Source organism: Bacillus cereus group sp. Bce019 (assembly GCF_051781745.1).
Taxonomy (GTDB): domain Bacteria; phylum Bacillota; class Bacilli; order Bacillales; family Bacillaceae_G; genus Bacillus_A; species Bacillus_A cereus.
In genome coordinates, this window is record NZ_JBPWJX010000025.1 from 1 (window position 1) to 20,701 (window position 20,701).

Consider the following 20,701-nt stretch of genomic DNA (forward strand, 5'->3'; position numbering starts at 1 on the left):
CCTCAAGGGCCTCAAGGTATTCAAGGACCAGCGGGTGCTACTGGCGCTACGGGTGCTCAAGGTGTTCAAGGACCAGCAGGTGCTACTGGCGCTACGGGACCAGCGGGTACGCCAATTCCTGTAACGATTGCGGCAATCGGAAACTCCAATGCTCAAACAATATCCCCTGGAACAAACATCCAATTTAATCAAGTTTTCGAAATAAATAACATTAATTTTAATGACACTGCAGATACTTTAACAATTTTAGAAACAGGCGTATATGATATTAATTTCTCAGCGTCTACAACTTTCCCAGGCTCTTCACCGTTTGGATTCGGTATTTCATTCAACGGCCAACCACCTACTCGTAATTTCTCAACTAACGTTATCGGTAGTGCTGTATCGTTCTCTACAATCGTTACTTTACAAGCTGGTACAACAATTTCTGTACAACCTACAGCAAACACTATTTCTATTCCTAACACGGGCGATACAACTGCAACACTATCTGTATTCCGAATTTACTAATTTTCGCTTGAAAAGTATATTTATAATAATATGTATCGTTTAACTGTGCATTAAATCTCTCTTTATATAGAAAGGAGCACTTATTTGGGAGGATAAGTGCTCCTTCTTTACGTTTCTTTACCTCAAATTTACTCTATCTTAATCCTCATTTTGTATGATAAATAGTGAAGTCAAAGATATGAAAGAGGGATGAAAATGAGAGTTATGTCACTAATACGCATTTGGTTTGCACTTATGGTATGCATTATTTTATGTGTAGGATTTTTTTTAACTCTAAAATATTCCACTATATCAAAAGCAGAGAGAAAAACTACTCCATACAAACTTCTATATACGAAACAAAGCAACATCCCTTATTCCAATGCCACAAAGAATGAAAAAAAAGTTATAAAAGGAATGCTTATTACAAAAGCTTCTAGTTCCGAGGCGTTACTCCAGATTGCTGAAACGATTAAAGATCAGTATACAAATAAAAAAATCGATGAAATTACACTTTCTATCCACAATGAAAATAACGGTAATTACGAAGAGGACTTACCTTACGAACCTATTAGTAAAGGCAAAATAATCGTCACATACGATTCCGAATCTTTTGGCAGTACGAATATTATACTTAACGAGTAATATTATGTATCTCAACGGATATGGATTAATAGCTAATTAAGATAGACAAAAATCTCTAACGATTAAAATTTCATTTTGTTTTCATACAAAAAAAGAGGCGAATTTCTTTATTCGCCTCTTTCTTTTACCAAAATGAAGGAATCCATTCTTTCACTTTATCAAGCCACTCTTGTTGCTCTTGTTTTCGTTGTTGTTCTTCTTCTTTTCTTCTCTTCTCTTCTTCTTTTCTTCGTTTTTCCTCTTCTATTGTAGTCAATTGTTTTTTATAATCAGCCTCAGATATGAGCGATAACTGGAACGCTTTTTGAGCTGGATTTGCGTTCGCTTTTTTCATAATATCCCGGAACATTGTCGTCGTAATTTGACTACCACCTGGAACATAATGATCGCTATCTGTTTTATCATATCCTACCCAAATCGCACCTACCAAATCTGGTGTGTATCCAACAAACCATGAATCCTTTGCACCGGTGCTCGGGCCATTTACAATTTGAGTAGTTCCTGTCTTACCTGCTGTATCAACATTAGTAACTTTCGCCTTTTCGCCCGTTCCCTTTTCGACAACACCTTTTAATAAATATGTCATCTTTTGAGAAATTTTCTCGCTCGTCACTCGTGTCTCTTTCTTATACCACTTTCCAATCGTTTCACCTTCAGCATTTTGTATCTCTCTAATTGCATGAGCTTCCACTTGGACACCGTCATTTGCAAATGTACTGTATGCTTGAGCCATTACAAATGGAGATGTCCCCACATGCATACCGCCTAAAGCAATCGGATACGTACGATCTTCTGCTACTAATGGAATACCAAATCGCTCTAAAGATTTCAATCCTTTATCTAATCCAATTTGTTCTAATAGCCACACAGCCGAAACATTGTACGATTTTGCCACAGCTTCATACATTGTCACATCACCGTGAAAAGTATGATCGCTATTTTGTGGTTTATATTCTTTAATGTTAAATGGTTCATCTTTTAATATATCGTACACTTCATATCCTTGTTCTAACGCTGGTACATATACAGCCAAAGGCTTTAGCGTTGAGCCAGGTTGTCTTTTTAATTGCGTTGCATGGTTAAACTGTAAAAACTGATACGGCCCTCTGCCTCCAACTAGAGCTGGTACACCACCTGTTTTTGGATTCATAAGAACTACACCCGTTTGCATAAGTTGGTCTGAGCCACTATCTTTGAAATAACTATCATTATTCACAACGTCTTCTACAGCCTGTTGTTTTTTCGGGTCAAGCTCTGTATAAATACGATAACCACCCGCTAAAATTTCATTTTGTGTTAATTCGTACTTGTCCATCGCTTCTCTAACAATATAGTCTACATATTGAGAGTATTTTCCCTTGTATTTATCATCAACGCCTCGTTTTAACACAAGTCCGCTCTCTTTTTCTTTACTATACTGTTCGTCAGAAATATACCCTTGCTCTTTCATTAAACTTAATACAACATTACGTCTTTCAATTGACTTGTTAAAGTTTTTATAAGGTGAATACGCAGACGGCGCTTTAATTAAGCCCGCAATCGTTGCAGCTTCTGAAATTGTTAAATCTTTTACATCTTTATCAAAATAAGATTTAGCCGCCCTTTTTATACCCCAAGCACCTTCACCAAAATAAATTTGGTTCATATACATTTCAATAATTTCATCTTTCGTATACGTACGCTCTATTTTTTTTGTTAAAAAATATTCCTTTATTTTACGCGAAAATGTGCGGTCTTGTGTCAGAAATACATTCTTCGCAAGCTGCTGTGTAATTGTACTTCCCCCAGCTACAACTTCTCCTGCTGTAATATTTTTAAAAACCGCACTTATAATTCCACTATAATAAATACCATGATGGTTAAAAAATTCCTTATCTTCTACTGCAACAATTGCCTGAACCATAATATCAGGAATATCTTTTCTTTTAACGCCTTCTGTTTTTGAAGAAGCTAATTTTGTTGCAACCTCATTATTTGCATCATAAATTAAAGTCGGTTGCGGAACAGCTTGTTTTAATTCAGATATGTCTTGAATGGAAATTATTATATTTACAGCAATAAATAGAGTAACGAATACACTTCCCAATACAATTAATGAATTACGAAGTTTCTTCCTCTTATTGAACCACTCAAGCATTTTTTTTAAATGAGTGTTCTTCAATTTCATTCGTTCACTTCCTTCATTTATTTACACTCTTCTTTTTAAAAGGAAGAATATACCGCCTTTTAAATTTATTATAATAACGTAGTCATTCCTATAGTGTAAAGCTTTTCTTTTGCATTCATACTTTTTGCAAGAAAAGGACATTCTACAAGTAAGATATTCACTATTGGATATTAATATTATTAATAGAACAACGAGAGTTATGTTAAGTTTTTGTAAACTTTTCGATAAAATGTTTTAAAAAACGACAGTTTTTTGTTAGAATTGATTAGCCAATATATTTTACATATATTACTTTTGTGGGGGTAACAATAATGGTCTTTAAATCAAAAAAAGATAAATTTTCTGAAATGTTAATGAATGTTTCCGAAAATTTAAAAGAAGGCGCGCAGTTTTTCGTGGAGTATAAAATTAAAAATGCTAGCGATTTAAAAGAGTTTTCTATGCGCATGAAAGAGTATGAGTCAAAAGGTGACTCATTTATTCACGAAATCATTATGGAGTTAAACAAAGCGTTTATCACTCCAATTGAGCGTGAGGACATCCTACAACTTGCAATGAGTATGGATGATGTATTAGACGGATTAGATCACAGTGCTGGTCTGTTCGAAATGTATTCTATTACAGAAGCTGATGAATACATGATTAAATTCGTAGAAGCAATTAATCAATGTGCGATTGAGATTGCAAACTCTGTTGAATTAATGTCTAACAAAAAATTAGTCGACATTCGTACAAATGCGATTAAGATTAAGGATTATGAATCACAGTGTGATGATATTCGCCGTCATGCGATTAAGAACTTATTCTCTCGTGAAAAAGATCCGATTAAGATTATTCAATTTAAAGAGATTTACGAAGAGCTTGAAGAAGTAGCTGATAGCTGTCAAAGCGTTGCAAACGTATTAGAAACAATTATTATGAAGAACGCGTAAGGAGTTTGATCATGGATACACTCTTGATACTGACCGTTTTAGTAGTCATTTGCGCTTTAGCTTTTGACTTTATCAATGGATTTCACGATACAGCAAACGCTATTGCAACGGCTGTTTCAACGAAAGCTCTAAAGCCTAGACATGCCATTATTATGGCGGCTATTATGAACTTTTTAGGCGCAATGACATTTACAGGTGTAGCAAAAACGATTACAAAAGATATCGTTGATCCATTCGCCTTACAAAATGGTTCTCTTGTAATTTTAGCTGCTTTGCTTGCGGCAATAGCTTGGAACTTAATTACTTGGTACTACGGTATTCCAAGTAGTTCTTCGCATGCAATTATCGGATCAATCGCAGGTGCAGCAATTGCGGCCGCTGGGATTAGCTCGCTAAATCTTAAAGGATTTATTAAAATTATTGAAGCTTTAATCATTTCACCGATTATCGCTTTCGTTATTGGTTATATCGTATACAGTATTTTTAAAGTAGTATTTAAAAACTTTAACTTAACGAAAACGAATAAGAACTTCCGTATATTCCAGATTTTCACTGCAGCATTACAAGCCTACACACACGGTACGAATGATGCACAAAAAGCAATGGGAATTATTACGATGGCTCTTATGGCTAATAACTATCATACTTCTAGCGATATCCCGTTCTGGGTACAATTATCTTGTGCTATCGCAATGGGGCTTGGTACTTCTGTCGGTGGATGGAAAATTATTAAAACTGTCGGTGGACAAATTATGAAAATTCGTCCTGTAAATGGTGTAGCTGCCGATTTATCATCATCACTTGTTATTTTCGGTGCAACATTCATTCACTTACCGGTTAGTACGACGCACGTTATCTCTTCTTCTATTTTAGGGGTTGGTGCTTCTCACCGTGTGAAAGGGGTAAGATGGGGAACTGCAAAACGTATGTTAATTACATGGGTTATTACACTTCCTATTTCAGCTTCTTTAGCTGCTCTGTTTTACTACCTATTACATTTTGTTTTCTAATCAAAAGTCGTCTTCCTTATTTTTCTAGGAAGACGACTTTTTTGTGAACAAGCCTATTTCTCATTAAAAAGCGTGTATAATAATTGGTGGATAAGTTATTTAGAGGAGTTGGCAATTTTGGAATACATCATGTTACTTTTCATCGGACTAATCGCCGGAACAGTCGGCAGCCTAGTTGGGCTTGGAGGCGGAATTATTATTGTTCCGTTATTAATTGGATTACACAGTTTATCACCACAACTTGCAGTAGGGACTTCTATGGTAACAGTCGTTTTCACAGGACTATCTTCCACCCTTACTTACATGAAGCATAAGCGAGTAGATTATAAAAGTGGACTTATTTTATTTATCGGAAGCGGCCCTGGTGGTATTATCGGATCATGGGCAAATAAATTTTTAAACCAAGACACATTTTCTTTATACTTTGGGATTTTCCTTATATTCGTCTCAATTCTACTTATGCTTCGAGACAAATTAAAACCTCTTTCCCTCTCAAATACGTCTGTAATTAAGCGTTCTTTTACAGATAATGATGGAAATACTGTACACTACCAATTCCCACCGTTTCTTGCTATCTTTATCGCCTTTATAGTTGGGTTTATATCTGGATTATTTGGAATTGGTGGCGGTGCCTTACTTGTTCCAGCAATGATGCTTCTTTTTGCATTCCCAGCACATATTGCAGTAGCAACTTCAATGTTCATCGTATTTCTATCAGCAATTGTAAGTTCTGCAACTCACATCTCACTTGGAAATGTCAGCTGGATTTATGCATTAATCCTGATTCCGGGTGCATGGATCGGCGGAAAAATCGGGGCTTACATTAATACAAAACTAAGTGGCAATGCCGTAATTAATTTATTACGTATTACGTTAATTATTCTTGGAACTAGATTAATCATTATTTCCCTTTTATAACGTATTCTTTTTAGAATGCGTTTTTCTTATACACATGAATATAAAAATCCTCCGAGGAGAACAAATAAAATTAAACAAACACATAATAACATATAATTTGAAATATGTACTTTCTTCAAGTTGACCACTCCTATAACTGCGACTGTTATCTTTATGATAGCGAAAAAATAGTACACTTGCAGTTACAGAGCGCTAACAATGCAAAATCAATTATTACAAATTTTATCCTTATATTTCATTTCTTTGTATATTCTATCGATTTAATAAAAAAAGATGTCATATTGACATCTTTTTTAATGAAGAAGTGACCATCCCATGAAATCTTCATGTACTTGGCACGCCCTCTTATCGTTTCGATCATATAATTCAGCATAACTATCTGTTTCTTCATCATAAGCCATCGTATAAATAATTTGGCCGTCTACTTCAACGGATAAAACGACTCCACCTTTCATCTCTTCTACATGAATGATAGCATTCGCCGGAATTCTCATATCCGTCATTCTCATCGCATCTAACAATATACTAAACCCCCTACAGCGTATTCATTGCTAGTACTATTACACACTAAATAGTATACTACTGTAATAGCATACATTTCGTCAATGAAATTGCTGTTGAAATAGCATATTATCTATATACATATACGCTAAAATAGAAGAAATAGAAACATATTAATGGGGGGCTAACATTGATTCTACACAAAGGAGATGTACTATTCCGTCAAGGCGAGGACGGTCCTTTATACTTTATAAAAACAGGCTTATTAAAAGTAGTTCGGCTAGAAGAAGACGGAACACCATTTCTATTCAACATTATCGTTCCAGGTGAAACGATACCTCATCATTCTTTAATTTCGCCGAAAGAATATCACGGTACAGCTATCGCTTTAATAAAAACAGAAGTGGAACCGATCACTAGTAATGAATGGTACGAGAGACTTCAAGCAAATCCCGAATCGTATGCTAACATCGCTATGCAATTGCAATCTAAATTAAGAATGATGCAACAACGAATTGATCAATTGACAACCGTCTCTCCGAAAGAACGTCTTCATCGTTTACAAGAATGGTTCACCCTATATTTAGGTGACATTCCTATATATGAAATATTAACACAAACCGAAATTGGCCAACTGATAGGTATACGCCGTGAAACAGTAAACCGTTTATTACGAGAACAAATAAAAAACGAGGTAAAATAAATACCTCGTTTTTTTTGCTTATTGTAAGCTTGTTGCTGGGCCGAAAAATTCATAATGAATATGCTCTTGTTTCACACCTAAATCAGTTAGTGCAGCATTTATATGCTTCATAAATACTACTGGACCACAGAAATAAAATTCTGCTTCAGTTGTCAGAATAATAGTTTTTAACCACTCACTTTCAATGAAACCTTCTTTATCAAAGTTCTTCATTTCTAAATCTTTTTCAGTCGGTGCAGAATAACAAGTATATGCTTTAACTTGTTCATATTCATTTTCTACTGCCTTAACGTGTTCTTTCATTGCATGTGTATTACTATTTATTGCTGCATGAACAAAATATACATTACGTTTTGAATCTTGTTCAATTAACGTATTTAACATACTCATCATCGGCGTAATCCCTACTCCACCACTAATTAGTACAACTGGTAATGTTGAATCCATATTTAACACGAAATCTCCTGCTGGTGCACTTACTGGTAAAACATCTCCTTCTTTTACATGTCCATGTAAGTAATTAGACACTTTACCGTCTGGTGTATCTACACCTTTTTCTTTTTTTACACTAATACGATAATATTCTTTCCCAGGAGCATCGGATAAACTGTATTGACGATTATGTGTATATGTCTCACCTTCAATATTGATTTGAATCGTTACATATTGACCTGGGATGAATGAAGAAACTTTCCCTCCATCTTCAGGTTTCAAATAAAATGACGTAATAACATCGCTTTCCTTCACTTTTTTAACAATCACAAATTTGCGGAAGTCTTTCCATCCACCTTCTTTATGTGCAGCTTCTTCATACATCTCTGCTTCAATGCTAATGAATGCATCAGCAATGACACCATATGCTTCTCCCCATGCATTTAAAACTTCATCAGGTGCACCTGCGACCTCTTTAATGGCACGTAGTAAACATGTACCTACAATCGGATAATGCTCAGCTTTAATTCCTAAACTTCTATGCTTATGACCAATTTGTTTTACAACTGGAATAATTGCTTCTAAATTATCAATGTACGTTGCAGCTGCATAAACAGCATTCGCTAACGCTTGTTGTTGTCTTCCCTTTTTCTGATTCGTATGGTTGAAAATATTCAACAACTCCGGATGTTCCGAAAATAAAATTTGATAGAATCTCGTTGTAATTTCAACACCTTTTTCTTGTAATAATGGTACTGTTGACTTTACGATTTCAATTGTTTTTGCACTTAACATTGTATCCCACTCCTCTATTTCCTTAACTGTTTTTAGTTTAACTGAATCTTATAATGCAGATTGTGATTTTAATCACTATTAACACGGTGTTTTTGTGAATAATATATGAACATTGCATTTACAAAAGAAAATAAGCTAACTAGAATTCTAGCTAGCTTATTATTTTGTTTGTATAGCTTGTTCGATTACTTTTATATCTTTCCCATCGCCAAACTCCGTATACCCCCAGATATTCGTTTCACCTCTATATTTATTTACGATAATATCCAAGTCATGATATACACGGTGGGCATACACTACATACTCAATATTTTGAAGTTCCACACCTTTTTTTACAATTTCATAGCTTCTATTTACATCGCGTTTTATTTTTTCATTCTTTATTTCCGTATGTATATTTTTTAAAGATTGTTCTTGTTGTTGAAACCATTGCTTAAATTGATTCCAATCCCCGTCTGTATAATTCTCTGCTTTACCATAATTTAAGAAATTATTATAGCTTTCATGTGTCATTCGAATAAAATCTAGCACTTTTGTCTCTTCTTGCACATCTTCTATTTGAGCTATTGTATTTACCTCAGCAGGCTTATTCGCATAATGTAACAGCACTTTCATAAGACTATAACTCGCAATGATCATCACGATAATAATACCTAATACATTTAACAATTTCTTCATACACAGAACTCCTTCTCTACTAAAAATATTACAACGTATGACTATACTTGTAACATTCTCTCGTAGAAATATAATTCCTGTATTAATTCTTCCTATCATTTCGACAATATTTTTCTATACATTTCTCGTTGGTAAATGTTCTTGTAAAACAATATATCCTTCATAAGCTGTGTAACCGAGTATAACCATTAATCCGATATAACAAGCAAATACTGTCCATTTCGTTTTCGCATCCACTTTATAATAGTTTTCTTGTTGTTCCTTTTCTGTTTTCCATTCATTTAATTTTCTTTCTGACGCTTCAAATGCTTCCCTTATGTGAATTGTATACTCATCTTTTTCATCTTCATATGGAACATAATCTAACGGTTCGAACTTCGGTAAAAGATACTCTAACACTTCCATTTTTTGAAGTTCACCTATTTGTAACTCTTTTTCCCGTTCTCTTTGTCTTAATGCATTCATCTCATGATGCATCACGTATATAGTCCGATGTACAGCACCCGTTTCTTTTAATTCTTCTTCAAGCCTAGTAACATATTCTTTCATCCCATCAATTTTATGCCCTAATTCCTTAATCGGCTCATCTCTCTTTATTACTCTATATAACTCCATACAACCGATAATAACAATAAATCCTCCCAAAATACTTTTAAAGTAAATTGAATAGCCAAGTAATAAAATAAGGCCTGCTCCCCAAATTTTAGTACTGACAACTGAAATAATTCTCCCACCATCTAGCGGCGAAACGGGAATTAAATTAAAGAAATTAATCATACTTCCAAGCAAAATAACAAGCGCCCAAAATGGCTCTTTCGTCATTATATAAAGCGGTATCGCTGGTAAAAATGACAGAAGTCCGAAAAGTGGACCCATATAGGCAATGTAAGCTTCATCTTTCGCATTTTTCGGCATCTCTTTCATTCCAATAAGGGCCCCCATAAATGGAATAAAGATTGCTGGCGATGTTGGGATCCCCTTTCTTTTGGCAGCCCATAAATGGCCCATTTCATGAACAAACAACAAATAAATGAGCGCTACTCCAAATTTCCAACCATATAGAACTGCGTATGCGCCAAGCGATAGAAACATACTAAATACCGTTGAAAACTTTGCTAATTTAAAAATTGCAAATACCCACTTTAACTTAGACAGTAAAAATAGACCTATCGCAACAATAATTCCCCATAATCCTTTTTTATTATTTTTCATATTCCTCTCCTTTATCTCTCATTAATGAATCATATTCATTCATCAAAGCTTGTTCTTTTCTCTATTATGACATATTTTTTTCTATTGTTAGAAATAATGTTTATATAATCCATTTTAAGCCAAAAATATAAATAAAAGGAGGTGTACACAAATGAATTTACAATCTCTTATAATAGGTGCTCTATCGTTTTTAGCTTCAACTCTTATTTTTTATACCGTTAGTTACGTATTATTATTAGATTTGTTGCCCAATCACGTATTTATTGCCCTTGTCATCCTTTCCGCTCTTATGATTTCTTTTCTTATTACACGAAAATCAATGAATGAGCCATCTGCAAAAGCAAAGTAATAGAGAGGGGTGTTTTCCCCTCTCTATTATCATTTCCTAGGAAAGGCCATATAGATTTGACGAGTTTACATTCATTCCAATCCATAAGGGCTAATTAAAGTCTCACTTTATCTTTGAAAATTCATTTTTTCACCATAATCTTTAACAATCTGAATTATATTTTGAAACAAACCTATTTTTTCTTTTTCACTGTTTAATATTTTCAAATCATAATTTTCGTAATATGTTTCTAATGATTTTAATTGTGATTCTGAAGCGCTTTTTATCGGAACAGTAGCATGCAATTCATATTGCTTATACCCTCCCTTTACTTTTTCACCTAAAATCATTTCACTCTCTTTTGCTCCAATTAATTTTTGAACTTTTTCTGGAAAATTGAGTTGCAAATAATATTCTTGCTCCTTCACTAGCTTATTGTATAGTGATTGTGAAATCGTATACCGTACCATATAATTCACGTTTTGATCGCCTGTTTTAATATGAAACGCGGTAATCTGCAAATCTTTTTTTGTTACTTCCGTTAAAGGGCTTACCTGCATCTCACTTTCTTTTTGTTCTGAGACATTTGGAAATATATCCAAAAGCTTTTCCGTATCTTTTTCATTCAACATATACATAGCTTTCTTATATTGCACCCATCCTCGTCTATCTTCTCCCCTTAACCATGCATAATAAGTTTCTTTTTTCCCATCTCTACTAATGTGTATTTCATATTCAGGTTCACCGAAGCTTCCTGTTATTTCTTGTTTCTCAGCTTTATCCAAAATGTCTATTATTAACTTCGCTTCTGATTCCTGCAACTTTTTCTCTTTATGTTTTCTTTGTATAACGGTTACCCCTATTGTTTCTTTCACTTCATTCACCGTCTCTTCTACTTTTTTTGTTTCTTTTTTTGGCTCAACTTGACCACAAGCTGCTAGTAACATAACAAACAACAACACCAATACATATTTCCCTTTCAAATTAATCCTCCTTTTACGATAAGAAATCCTTATAATCTTCATACATAAAACAAAAACGTGACATCCTATTAAATACGCTATACTAATCATTGAAAGGAGGTCTTTATCATGTCCATTAATTTTCATGATGAAAATAATAAGTACACATATGCAACAAGAAACGCTCATATTTCTTGGGCTGAAATGGTAAAAAACATTACAGAAATACAAAACAAGCAAATAATTGATATCGGCTGTGGTGGCGGAATTTATACGAAAGAACTCGCTCTTATGGGAGCAAAAAATGTTGTGGGACTTGATTTTTCAAAAGAAATATTACAAGCTGCAAAAGAAAATTGTAACAACTTTCCAAACATTTCATTCGTCCACAGTGATGCACATAATCTCCCATACCTTAATGAAACATTCGACATAGTTATTTCTCGCGCAGTTATTCATCATTTACAAGACATTCCTACATTTTTACGTGAAGCTTCTCGTATATTAAATAAAAACGGTGTACTTATTTTACAAGATCGAACAATTGAAGATTGTACAATTCCAGGAAGTCCCGAACACATTCGCGGATATTTTTTCTCTCTATTTCCAAAACTCATTGAAATAGAGTCAAAAAGACGCCCAAAAACCAACACTATACAGACAGAATTGCAAAAACATTCTCTTCATGTACTTCCCCCACAAACACAATGGGAAATACGAAAAATACATGATTCTGTAGAAGCATTATTGCAAGATTTATCTCCTCGAACAGGTCGATCCATTCTATATGAATTAACAGATGATGAACTTTCTCAACTTCTACATCATATACAGACCGCATTACAAAACGTCTCTCCTATTATTGAAAGAGATCGATGGACAATTTGGAGCGCGATGAAGTTGTAAGGAAGGAAGCCTCACAAAATAATGTGAGGCTTCCTTTCTTTCATAATCTAATTTTGCAACACTCTTGATATCCTCCACTTCTGGCCTGTGCACTTCCACACTTCGGACATACTAAATATCTAGACTGATTTGTCAACAAACTACCTTTTTGAAAGAGTAAAACTTCTGCTTGTTTAAACGAACGCGAATAATATAACCACATAAAACCAATTATAGCAATAATGCCAAATAATACTCCCATCGCAAGCATTTCAGTCACCTCTTTTGGTTTGTTCTTTCCAGCAAGTGGATTGTTGTATTATTCTCTATAAATTCAAACAATCCCTTCTTCACTCCTATAAATATCAATTTTCTCTATAAATTTTACAATTCTCCGCAAATTTTTACTCCCATTTTACAATTCATCATTCCCTTTACAACAACGAATATCACTTTCGATATTTCCGTATATAAATATATCTTCCAAAAAATATATTGACTTTCTAAAAAAAACATGCAACAATACTGTCAGAATACTTGAATAAAAATTCATTGACGAGAACGAGTACGTTATAGAACTGTTCCCCAGAGAGTTGGCGATTTGCTGAAAGCCAACGTTCAGTGCGTAACCGAAAATCATCTCCGAGAAGTAGAACCGAATGTTACAGTAAGTTCTTACCGGCCGTCCCCCGTTACAAGGAACACGTATCATGTTGTACGTTGCAAAGCCGTACACATATAGATTTATTTCTACATGTGTAAATTAGGGTGGTATCGCGGGTAAATATAACTCGTCCCTTTCTTTAGGGACGAGTTTTTTGTGTTCTTACAAATGAATGAAAAAGGAGGAAAAACAATGAACACTGTATCAAAAAAACATATTTTTTTCACGGGTCTTATGCTATTTTCTTTATTTTTTGGGGCAGGTAATTTAATTTTCCCTCCCATGCTTGGGCAAAACGCAGGTGAAAACTTTTGGCCAGCAATGATTGGATTTTTACTAACAGGAGTTGGCTTACCACTACTTACTGTTATCGCAATTTCTCTATCAGGAAATGGAATGCAGCAACTTGCAAGTCATGTTCATCCATTATTCGGAATTTCCTTTACGGTAGTTGTATATATTGCCATCGGTCCATCCATGGGCATCCCACGTGTTGCAAATGTCGCTTATGAAATGGGTGTTAGTTCTTTCTTACCAGAAACAATCCGCTCTAGCAGCCTAGTGCTATTTGTATATACAATCATCTTCTTTACTATCGTATTTTGGCTGAGTTTGAATCCATCTAAACTTGTTGATCGTATTGGAAATATATTAACACCTATTTTATTACTCTCAATTTTCTTATTGTTTGTTAAAAGTGTATTTACACCACTTGGGCAATCAGGACCAGCAATGCAAGAGTATCAAACTTCTCCAATCTTCAAAGGCTTTATGGAAGGCTACTTAACAATGGACACTATTTCAGCACTTGCATTCGGAATTATCGTTGTAAATGCAATTCGCTCTAAAGGTGTGAATGATCGTAAGTCCATTGCCATCGCCACAGCAAAAGCAGGGCTTATTGCCGCTACAGGGCTCGTACTTGTATACGGTGCACTCGGCTGGCTTGGGGCAACTAGCGTCTCGCTCGGATATGCAAAAAATGGTGGACAGCTACTTACTGTTATCGTACAACAATTATTCGGTCCATACGGTTTGCTCCTATTATCTCTTATCGTTACACTCGCTTGTTTAACGACATGCGTTGGACTCGTATCTGCGTGCAGCCAATATTTTTCAACATTATTGACTACATTTTCATACAAAACGTTCGCGAGTATCATTTGCACATTAGGATTACTAGTTGCCAACTTAGGTTTAACGAAAATTATCGCAATCTCTGTTCCAATTCTACTTGTTGTGTATCCAATTGCGATTGTACTCGTACTACTATCATTACTTCATAAATACTTCGGTGGATATCGCTCCGTTTATGTAGGCGCTTTGATTGGAGCAGCAATCTTAAGCGTATTTGATGGATTAAAACAAGGTGGTATTTCCGTTTCATTTATCACATCATATTTTGAATTTATCCCTTTATATAATGAAGGAATAGGTTGGCTAGTACCTGCATTAGCTGGATCTCTTATCGGCCTTACAATCGCTAAGCTAAGTGGTGCGAAAAAATTCCCCTTGCTAACCGAATCTCATGAAGTAAAAGCATCCTAAAAAAACTCCCAAAAGGGAGTTTTTTTACATTTGATACGCAGTATGATTAAAACTACTTATTTTATACGCTCTCGTATAATAATCGATATTTGTATCCACTGTTTCTACTTTGACAACATCGTAGCAATCTTCTTGCTTTATTAAAAATAAATAGTACTCTTCTGCCGCCTCAATAATTGCAATTTTATCTGTTTCAACATTATATTGTTCACAAAGCGCTTGTAATACGTTCACATAATCCCCTAATTTTTTAGACTTATCCATGCCAAATATAGTTTGAACTAACATATACATTCTCCCCTTTGTATGTACTGTTAACAACCTAATGATAACGCTTACATATATTGACGTCAATAATAAGATTCGGTTCAAATTAATAATCAGTGAGGATAGCTCCCCACTGATTAAATTTTCACTGTATCATTTCGTCAATTGATGTCTAAACGCATAAATAACCGCCTGTGTCCGATCACTTACATTTAGCTTATTTAATATATTACTCACATGTGTCTTTACTGTTTTGAGCGCAATAAACAACTCATCTGCAATCTCTTGATTACTTTTCCCCTCTGCAATTAATAACAAAATTTCTGACTCTCTTTCTGTTAACTCCTCATGCAAAGGTTGCTCTTTCTTTTGACGCATACGGGACATCATTTTCCCGGTAACCTTCGGCTCTAATACCGTTTCTCCATCATAAGTAGCTCGTACAGCATCTGCAATATCACTTGCTCTTGATGTTTTTAATAAGTAACTGGTCGCCCCAGCCTCAATAACAGGATACAATTTTTCGTCATCTAAAAAACTTGTTACAACTACAATTTTTGCTTCTGGCCATTCTTGAATAATAGCACGTGTTGCTTCGACACCATCCATCTCGTCCATGACAAGGTCCATCAAAATAATATCCGGTCTTAATTGCAAAGCTAACTCTGAACCTTTTCTTCCATTTTCAGCTTCTCCAACTACTTCAATATCTGGCTGCGTTGATAAATATGCAGATACACCCATTCGAACCATTTCATGATCATCCACTAGTAATACTTTTATCATGATTCTCCCCCTCTCTCAATCATAATGGGCACTTTCACTTCTATCTGTGTACCTTTATTTGGAAAACTAAGCACTTTTAATGTACCACCAATTTCATGAACACGCTCTTGCATCGATCTTAGGCCATATGAACCAGCCTTATTAACCCCTACTTTAAACCCAACGCCGTCATCAATGATTTTTAAAATCGCATATTGATCAATTTTTCGAAGGCGCACTTCTGTTTTCTTTGCCTTCGCGTGTCGCAACGTGTTTGATAGCGCTTCTTGCACAATACGGAATAAATGATCTTCTACACCTTTTTTTAATTCTATTGGCTCAATAAGCCATTCAATTTTCATATGTTGTTTTCGCGATAATTCCGTTAATAATTCCTCTATACCTTCTGTCAGTTTCTTACCTTCCAATTGTACAGGACGTAAATGAAGGAGCAATGCTCTCATTTCTGATTGAGCATTTACAACCATATTTTCAACAAGTTGCAATTGTTTTTTTGTCACATCTGGAAATTCAGTTATTTGTTCATTAATCGCTGACATCATCATCGACATTGCGAAAAGCTGCTGACTTACTGAATCATGCAACTCCCTTGCTAAACGATGCCTTTCTTGAGAAATCGCTTCTTGTCTCATCTCTTCATTCCAATGAGCTCGTTCATTCGTTACTTTTTGAAAGAGTCCAGCTTGCTCCTCTAATCGACGAGCCAGAACGATTACTTTTCGTTCCACTTCATGAAATTCATCATCTGCAGTAAACGAAACATCGCTCGGAAAATTCCCTCGCTCTACTTCAAATAGAAAAGTATTTAATCCTTGTATACGCTGCTCTATATAATAACCGATTGCATATCCTACAATTCCCCCGATAAGTAAACTTGTAGTCATAATAAACAAGCCAATTGGAACAGAAGCGATGGATTCCTTCCATAATAAATCATACACTTGTTGCTCGCTTTTCCATACATATACAATTGTACAAATGAGTGCGATACTAACTGAGGACAACATAGAATAACGAATATACATCCACGAAATATTTTTTTGTTTCTTCATTATACTTTCCTCACTTCCGTGTCGCCTACGACAAGCGAAGAAATAATTTTAATACGACGAGGAGCCTCTTTATACTGCTCTGTTCTAAATGTAACATTGCGGTTAAACCCTGTCTCTTCATGACCTGGCAAGAGCACACGTCCGACAATAACAGAATGATTTAAAGAAAGTTCAATATCATATGGCACATATAAACGAATATTACCAACGACACCCCGAATAACAATTACCGTTTCCCCTTCTGGAATCATAGCAGTTGTTAAATCTATTTCCACATCACAAGCACCATATTGAACATTAATATCCTCAAGTTCATAAATATGATCCATCATTCGTACATTGCCTACAAACATATTTTTCAAATATGTTTCTGTACGATATATTTGCTTCTCTTCGTCTATAATCCCTTTTTCTTTAATTTCAACCTTCATTGCTTTTTGCTGATGCCCTTGTTGAATCAATTGATAACCAATTAAAGCTAAACAAGCAAATACGACAAGAACAAATGCTGCTGATGAAAATAAGAAAAATAAAAATACGATACCACCAACAAATAAAAATACATTTCCCCGTACATAACGATTCTTTTTACGATAATGCCTTCCAAACATAAGCATAATAAATGCAAAAATGAGACCACCTGGTTCAAAATGTCCAAGTATCATATCAAGAAAAAGACCGAATCCAAATATGATGAGGAGCATCCCCATTAATTGTGTCTTTGAAAAATGTTTCTTCATTTCAGCTCCCCCCTTCTTGTCACATATACATAGAAGAAAAGGCATTGCTTTCCAACACCTTTTCTCCTATCACTATATCATAAGCCTGTTTTATAATATACTACTATTATTTTGTTAACTCTTTCGTTAACGATACATCATTCTTTTCTTTCATTTCACGCTCAAGTTTTGCAATTTTCATATCAAACGTGTCACGCTCATGCTCTTCATTCATACGAGTTTCTAAGTCACGAATATGATCTTCAATCTCTTCAAATCGTAAGAACGGATTATTTTCATCCATTTTATGCATCGCAGTATTCATACGACGATTTGCATGTGCCATATTTTCACGTGCCATTAGTTCCATGCGCTTTGCGTGCATTTCTTTTAATTTATTTTTCATTTCAGAAAGACGACGCTCTAACTCATCAATTTGCTCTACAACACCTGCATACATTTCTTCTAATCGAATTACTTGCCCTTCATAATAAGCTACCTCTTCTAACGCACGTTCGTGCAATTGTAATTCGTCTGCTTCTTGAGCAATGATAGCTTGCTTTGATCTTTTATTAACGAAATAACGTGCTTGCTCAAGCTCACGAGCAAAATTAGATTTTAATGTTTTATGACGCTCAATTAACTTCTCAATTTTTGTTATTTCACGCTCACTATCACGTAAATATTGGTTTAACATCGCAATTGGATTTTTTCTTTCCTTCTCATCTAACACGTTATGAAAATCAGCTAAAATTGCATCGCGTACACGTCCGAATAAAGATTGTTTCATTATAAATCTTCCTCTCTTCTACTTTATTTATAATTTGATTTATTGTTTTAGTTTTTCATTAATTTGTTCCACTCATCTTCAAAGTTACTATATGGTTTAGAACTTTCTGGAGCAGATTCAACAACTACATCTTTTTCTTTTTTCCACTCACGGTATCCGTAGTATAAAACCACTAAAGCAGCGATACCGATTAATGCTGGCGAATGAGAAAGTGCAATGGATAAACCGATTAAACCAACAATACCCCAAGCTAACTTTCCAAAAAATGATTTAGCTCGCACAAATGATTTATAGCTCCAATATACAACTCCTGCTCCGATTGCGAATCCTACAATACCAGCAAGACTACCAAGAGCAATTAAAGCCAAAATACCGGCTGCGATAAACGCTAGAAATTGTTTCATCTTGTGCTTGCCTCCCTTCGATTTGATACTCTTATCTTAACTATTTTTTCATCTTTCCATAACGAGCTTAAGAACCGTTTTTAACTCAGACTTAAGACCGAGTCATATTCAGCCCTTTACGCAAAAAAACGTGCAGAGTCTATTCTCTGCACGTTTTTTAATTACTAACATTCATATTAAATTAAGCTGTTTTATGATACTCTTTTTTCTCAGCTACTTTCGAAAACCTTGGAAACCCAATTAAAATAGAAACAATACCACATACTCCAACTAAGATTGGATAAAATGCATATGGCAACAATTCAACCGGAGATAACGCTGCAAATCCTGCCGCCGTTAACATTTGGGCACCGTACGGAATTAATCCTTGCACACAACATGAGAAAAGATCTAATACACTCGCTGATTTACGAGGGTCTATTTCATATTGATCTGCAATATTTTTTGCAAGCGGGCCTGTAAAGATAATTGAAATCGTATTATTCGCTGTACACATATTCGTCATACTCACTAAACCAGCAATACCAAATTCCGCTCCTTTTTTCGAACGAATATTACGTGTTAATACATTCATTAAATATTGAATACCACCATTATATTGGATTAATTCAACCATACCGCCAATTAATATAGCAAGTAATACTAACTCCATCATACCGCCCATTCCAGTCGTTACACTTTTAAAGAAACTTTCTAACGTGTAACTTCCATCTATAAGGCCGATAACACCAGATAGTACAGTTCCACCAGTTAATACAATAAGTACATTCCAGCCAAGTAGCGCTGTAATAAGTACTCCTGCGTACGGTAAAATCTTTATCCAATCAAAGCTATGTGCTTTAATCTGCGTGTCACTTCCTGAAGTAACTATTACTAATAGTACAATTGTAATAATAGCCGCTGGTAACACAATTAAAAAGTTCGTTTTAAACTTATCTTTCATTTCTGTTCCTTGTGAACGAACAGCTGCGATTGTTGTATCTGAAATAAATGATAAATTATCACCAAACATCGCTCCGCCAACAACAGTAGCCATTGCAAGCGCAATTGAGATATCAGTTTGACCACTAATACCTACAGCAATCGGCGCTAATGCTGCAATTGTTCCCATTGAAGTTCCCATCGCTAATGAAATAAATGCACCAATAACAAAGATTCCAGCTACGATAAATCCTGGCGGTAAAATAGTTAACGCTAAATTAACAGTTGAGTCTACTCCGCCCATTCCTTTAGCAGTTTCAGAAAACGCACCTGCAAGCACAAAAATTAATACCATAATCATAATATCCGGATTTCCTGCACCTTTAGCGAACCGCTCTACTTTCACATTAAAACTTTCTTTACGATTCATCACTAAAGCGACTCCTACAGCAATTGAAATCGCTACAAGTATCGGCAATTTATAGAAATCACCTGTAATAATTCCAGAACCAATAAATAGCGCCAAAAATATCCCAAGTGGTAATAAAGCTAAACCATTTCCTCTCGTTTCTTTCAAAGTACCATCTCTCCCTAGTTTCAACCTTTTTCTAATGAATAACAAAAGACCTCTTCCGATGAGAAGAGGTCTTATACATCTATAAGAAACACTCTTCTCATCTTTCAAGCACACGCTTGCTGGATTTGGCACAGCACTCTGAAATCGAGTCCGCTGCCGAGGCATCGTAGGGCCAGTCCCTCCGCCTCTCTTTATAAGAAGGTTTCATATTTATTTTTTAATAATAATTTCTTCCCTAACTTTACTCGCTTACAAAACAAAAGTCAATTATTTTTTGTATAGATTTTTTTGGTAATTATACAAAAATTTGAATACA

At 35.0% G+C, this 20,701-nt stretch carries 23 protein-coding genes, 1 riboswitch and 1 other annotated feature; of the genes, 9 read left to right on the forward strand and 14 right to left on the reverse strand.

Annotated features, from left to right (window positions below):
* The coding region (locus ACS2QP_RS23955; RefSeq protein WP_438882941.1) for a Gly-Xaa-Xaa repeat protein at positions 1–510 on the forward strand (510 nt) is incomplete at its 5' end.
* Positions 511–705: 195 nt separating this feature from the next.
* A complete protein-coding gene (locus tag ACS2QP_RS23960; protein ID WP_001265567.1) occupies positions 706–1,134 on the forward strand; it encodes a hypothetical protein in 429 nt (142 codons plus the stop codon).
* A 124-nt stretch (positions 1,135–1,258) separates the two neighbouring features.
* Here ACS2QP_RS23960 and ACS2QP_RS23965 read toward each other — a convergent pair whose 3' ends face one another.
* On the reverse strand, positions 1,259–3,301 hold the full coding sequence (locus tag ACS2QP_RS23965) for a transglycosylase domain-containing protein (protein WP_153582498.1): 2,043 nt from the start codon (positions 3,299–3,301) through the stop codon (positions 1,259–1,261).
* A gap of 311 nt (positions 3,302–3,612) precedes the next feature.
* Here ACS2QP_RS23965 and ACS2QP_RS23970 point away from each other — a divergent pair, with 311 nt between their 5' ends.
* The 3 genes from ACS2QP_RS23970 to ACS2QP_RS23980 all read left to right on the forward strand — a co-directional run bounded on the left by ACS2QP_RS23970 (position 3,613) and on the right by ACS2QP_RS23980 (position 6,161).
* Positions 3,613–4,233 carry a DUF47 domain-containing protein gene (locus ACS2QP_RS23970; RefSeq protein WP_000231449.1) on the forward strand — a complete coding sequence of 207 codons (621 nt, stop codon included), beginning with the start codon at positions 3,613–3,615 and terminating at the stop codon, positions 4,231–4,233.
* An 11-nt stretch (positions 4,234–4,244) separates the two neighbouring features.
* Positions 4,245–5,243, forward strand: a complete 999-nt coding sequence (locus ACS2QP_RS23975; protein WP_153582499.1) for an inorganic phosphate transporter — start codon at positions 4,245–4,247, stop codon at positions 5,241–5,243.
* Positions 5,244–5,360: 117 nt separating this feature from the next.
* Positions 5,361–6,161: a sulfite exporter TauE/SafE family protein gene (locus ACS2QP_RS23980; protein WP_000455762.1), complete on the forward strand. Its 801-nt coding sequence runs from the start codon at positions 5,361–5,363 to the stop codon at positions 6,159–6,161.
* 293 nt (positions 6,162–6,454) lie between these two features.
* Here ACS2QP_RS23980 and ACS2QP_RS23985 read toward each other — a convergent pair whose 3' ends face one another.
* A complete protein-coding gene (locus ACS2QP_RS23985) occupies positions 6,455–6,682 on the reverse strand; it encodes a hypothetical protein (protein WP_000883009.1) in 228 nt (75 codons plus the stop codon).
* 170 nt (positions 6,683–6,852) lie between these two features.
* Between ACS2QP_RS23985 and ACS2QP_RS23990 the strand changes: the two genes are divergently transcribed.
* Complete coding sequence (locus ACS2QP_RS23990; RefSeq protein ID WP_000600582.1) at positions 6,853–7,365, forward strand: Crp/Fnr family transcriptional regulator; 513 nt, start codon at positions 6,853–6,855, stop codon at positions 7,363–7,365.
* A gap of 18 nt (positions 7,366–7,383) precedes the next feature.
* Here ACS2QP_RS23990 and hmpA read toward each other — a convergent pair whose 3' ends face one another.
* The 3 genes from hmpA to ACS2QP_RS24005 all read right to left on the reverse strand — a co-directional run bounded on the left by hmpA (position 7,384) and on the right by ACS2QP_RS24005 (position 10,482).
* The gene (gene hmpA / locus ACS2QP_RS23995; protein WP_332283723.1) at positions 7,384–8,592 is read right to left on the reverse strand and encodes an NO-inducible flavohemoprotein; all 1,209 of its coding nucleotides are present in this window, start codon (positions 8,590–8,592) and stop codon (positions 7,384–7,386) included.
* 159 nt (positions 8,593–8,751) lie between these two features.
* On the reverse strand, positions 8,752–9,270 hold the full coding sequence (locus ACS2QP_RS24000; RefSeq protein ID WP_000735227.1) for a hypothetical protein: 519 nt from the start codon (positions 9,268–9,270) through the stop codon (positions 8,752–8,754).
* A 114-nt stretch (positions 9,271–9,384) separates the two neighbouring features.
* Entirely contained in the window at positions 9,385–10,482 is a 1,098-nt protein-coding gene (locus ACS2QP_RS24005; protein WP_063535979.1) for a site-2 protease family protein, read from the reverse strand.
* Positions 10,483–10,633: 151 nt separating this feature from the next.
* Between ACS2QP_RS24005 and ACS2QP_RS24010 the strand changes: the two genes are divergently transcribed.
* Positions 10,634–10,831, forward strand: a complete 198-nt coding sequence (locus tag ACS2QP_RS24010) for a hypothetical protein (RefSeq protein WP_001053356.1) — start codon at positions 10,634–10,636, stop codon at positions 10,829–10,831.
* 107 nt (positions 10,832–10,938) lie between these two features.
* Here the strand turns inward: ACS2QP_RS24010 and ACS2QP_RS24015 are convergent, their stop codons facing one another.
* On the reverse strand, positions 10,939–11,793 hold the full coding sequence (locus tag ACS2QP_RS24015; protein WP_332283722.1) for a hypothetical protein: 855 nt from the start codon (positions 11,791–11,793) through the stop codon (positions 10,939–10,941).
* 108 nt (positions 11,794–11,901) lie between these two features.
* Between ACS2QP_RS24015 and ACS2QP_RS24020 the strand changes: the two genes are divergently transcribed.
* Positions 11,902–12,678: a class I SAM-dependent methyltransferase gene (locus ACS2QP_RS24020; RefSeq protein WP_153582502.1), complete on the forward strand. Its 777-nt coding sequence runs from the start codon at positions 11,902–11,904 to the stop codon at positions 12,676–12,678.
* A 40-nt stretch (positions 12,679–12,718) separates the two neighbouring features.
* Here the strand turns inward: ACS2QP_RS24020 and ACS2QP_RS24025 are convergent, their stop codons facing one another.
* The gene (locus ACS2QP_RS24025) at positions 12,719–12,928 is read right to left on the reverse strand and encodes a hypothetical protein (protein ID WP_000880630.1); all 210 of its coding nucleotides are present in this window, start codon (positions 12,926–12,928) and stop codon (positions 12,719–12,721) included.
* 272 nt (positions 12,929–13,200) lie between these two features.
* Positions 13,201–13,459 (forward strand) — a binding site (T-box leader).
* A 54-nt stretch (positions 13,460–13,513) separates the two neighbouring features.
* Between ACS2QP_RS24025 and brnQ3 the strand changes: the two genes are divergently transcribed.
* On the forward strand, positions 13,514–14,869 hold the full coding sequence (brnQ3, locus tag ACS2QP_RS24030; RefSeq protein ID WP_438882942.1) for a branched-chain amino acid transport system II carrier protein BrnQ3: 1,356 nt from the start codon (positions 13,514–13,516) through the stop codon (positions 14,867–14,869).
* Between the two features lie 24 nt (positions 14,870–14,893).
* Here the strand turns inward: brnQ3 and ACS2QP_RS24035 are convergent, their stop codons facing one another.
* The 7 genes from ACS2QP_RS24035 to ACS2QP_RS24065 all read right to left on the reverse strand — a co-directional run bounded on the left by ACS2QP_RS24035 (position 14,894) and on the right by ACS2QP_RS24065 (position 20,385).
* Positions 14,894–15,232: a DUF3992 domain-containing protein gene (locus tag ACS2QP_RS24035; protein WP_332283812.1), complete on the reverse strand. Its 339-nt coding sequence runs from the start codon at positions 15,230–15,232 to the stop codon at positions 14,894–14,896.
* Between the two features lie 57 nt (positions 15,233–15,289).
* Entirely contained in the window at positions 15,290–15,922 is a 633-nt protein-coding gene (locus tag ACS2QP_RS24040) for a response regulator (RefSeq protein ID WP_000598709.1), read from the reverse strand.
* Positions 15,919–16,974 carry a sensor histidine kinase gene (locus ACS2QP_RS24045; protein WP_153582505.1) on the reverse strand — a complete coding sequence of 352 codons (1,056 nt, stop codon included), beginning with the start codon at positions 16,972–16,974 and terminating at the stop codon, positions 15,919–15,921. Before ACS2QP_RS24045 ends, ACS2QP_RS24040 begins: the two co-directional genes overlap by 4 nt.
* Positions 16,974–17,714, reverse strand: a complete 741-nt coding sequence (gene liaF, locus ACS2QP_RS24050) for a cell wall-active antibiotics response protein LiaF (RefSeq protein ID WP_000716095.1) — start codon at positions 17,712–17,714, stop codon at positions 16,974–16,976. Before liaF ends, ACS2QP_RS24045 begins: the two co-directional genes overlap by 1 nt.
* Before the next feature lie 106 nt (positions 17,715–17,820).
* Positions 17,821–18,483: a PspA/IM30 family protein gene (locus ACS2QP_RS24055; RefSeq protein WP_153582506.1), complete on the reverse strand. Its 663-nt coding sequence runs from the start codon at positions 18,481–18,483 to the stop codon at positions 17,821–17,823.
* Between the two features lie 47 nt (positions 18,484–18,530).
* Positions 18,531–18,887 carry a lmo0954 family membrane protein gene (locus ACS2QP_RS24060; RefSeq protein WP_000808640.1) on the reverse strand — a complete coding sequence of 119 codons (357 nt, stop codon included), beginning with the start codon at positions 18,885–18,887 and terminating at the stop codon, positions 18,531–18,533.
* A 181-nt stretch (positions 18,888–19,068) separates the two neighbouring features.
* The gene (locus tag ACS2QP_RS24065; protein WP_000665496.1) at positions 19,069–20,385 is read right to left on the reverse strand and encodes a Na+/H+ antiporter NhaC family protein; all 1,317 of its coding nucleotides are present in this window, start codon (positions 20,383–20,385) and stop codon (positions 19,069–19,071) included.
* A 94-nt stretch (positions 20,386–20,479) separates the two neighbouring features.
* Positions 20,480–20,585: riboswitch (SAM riboswitch) on the reverse strand.
* Between the last annotated feature and the right edge of the window lie 116 nt (positions 20,586–20,701).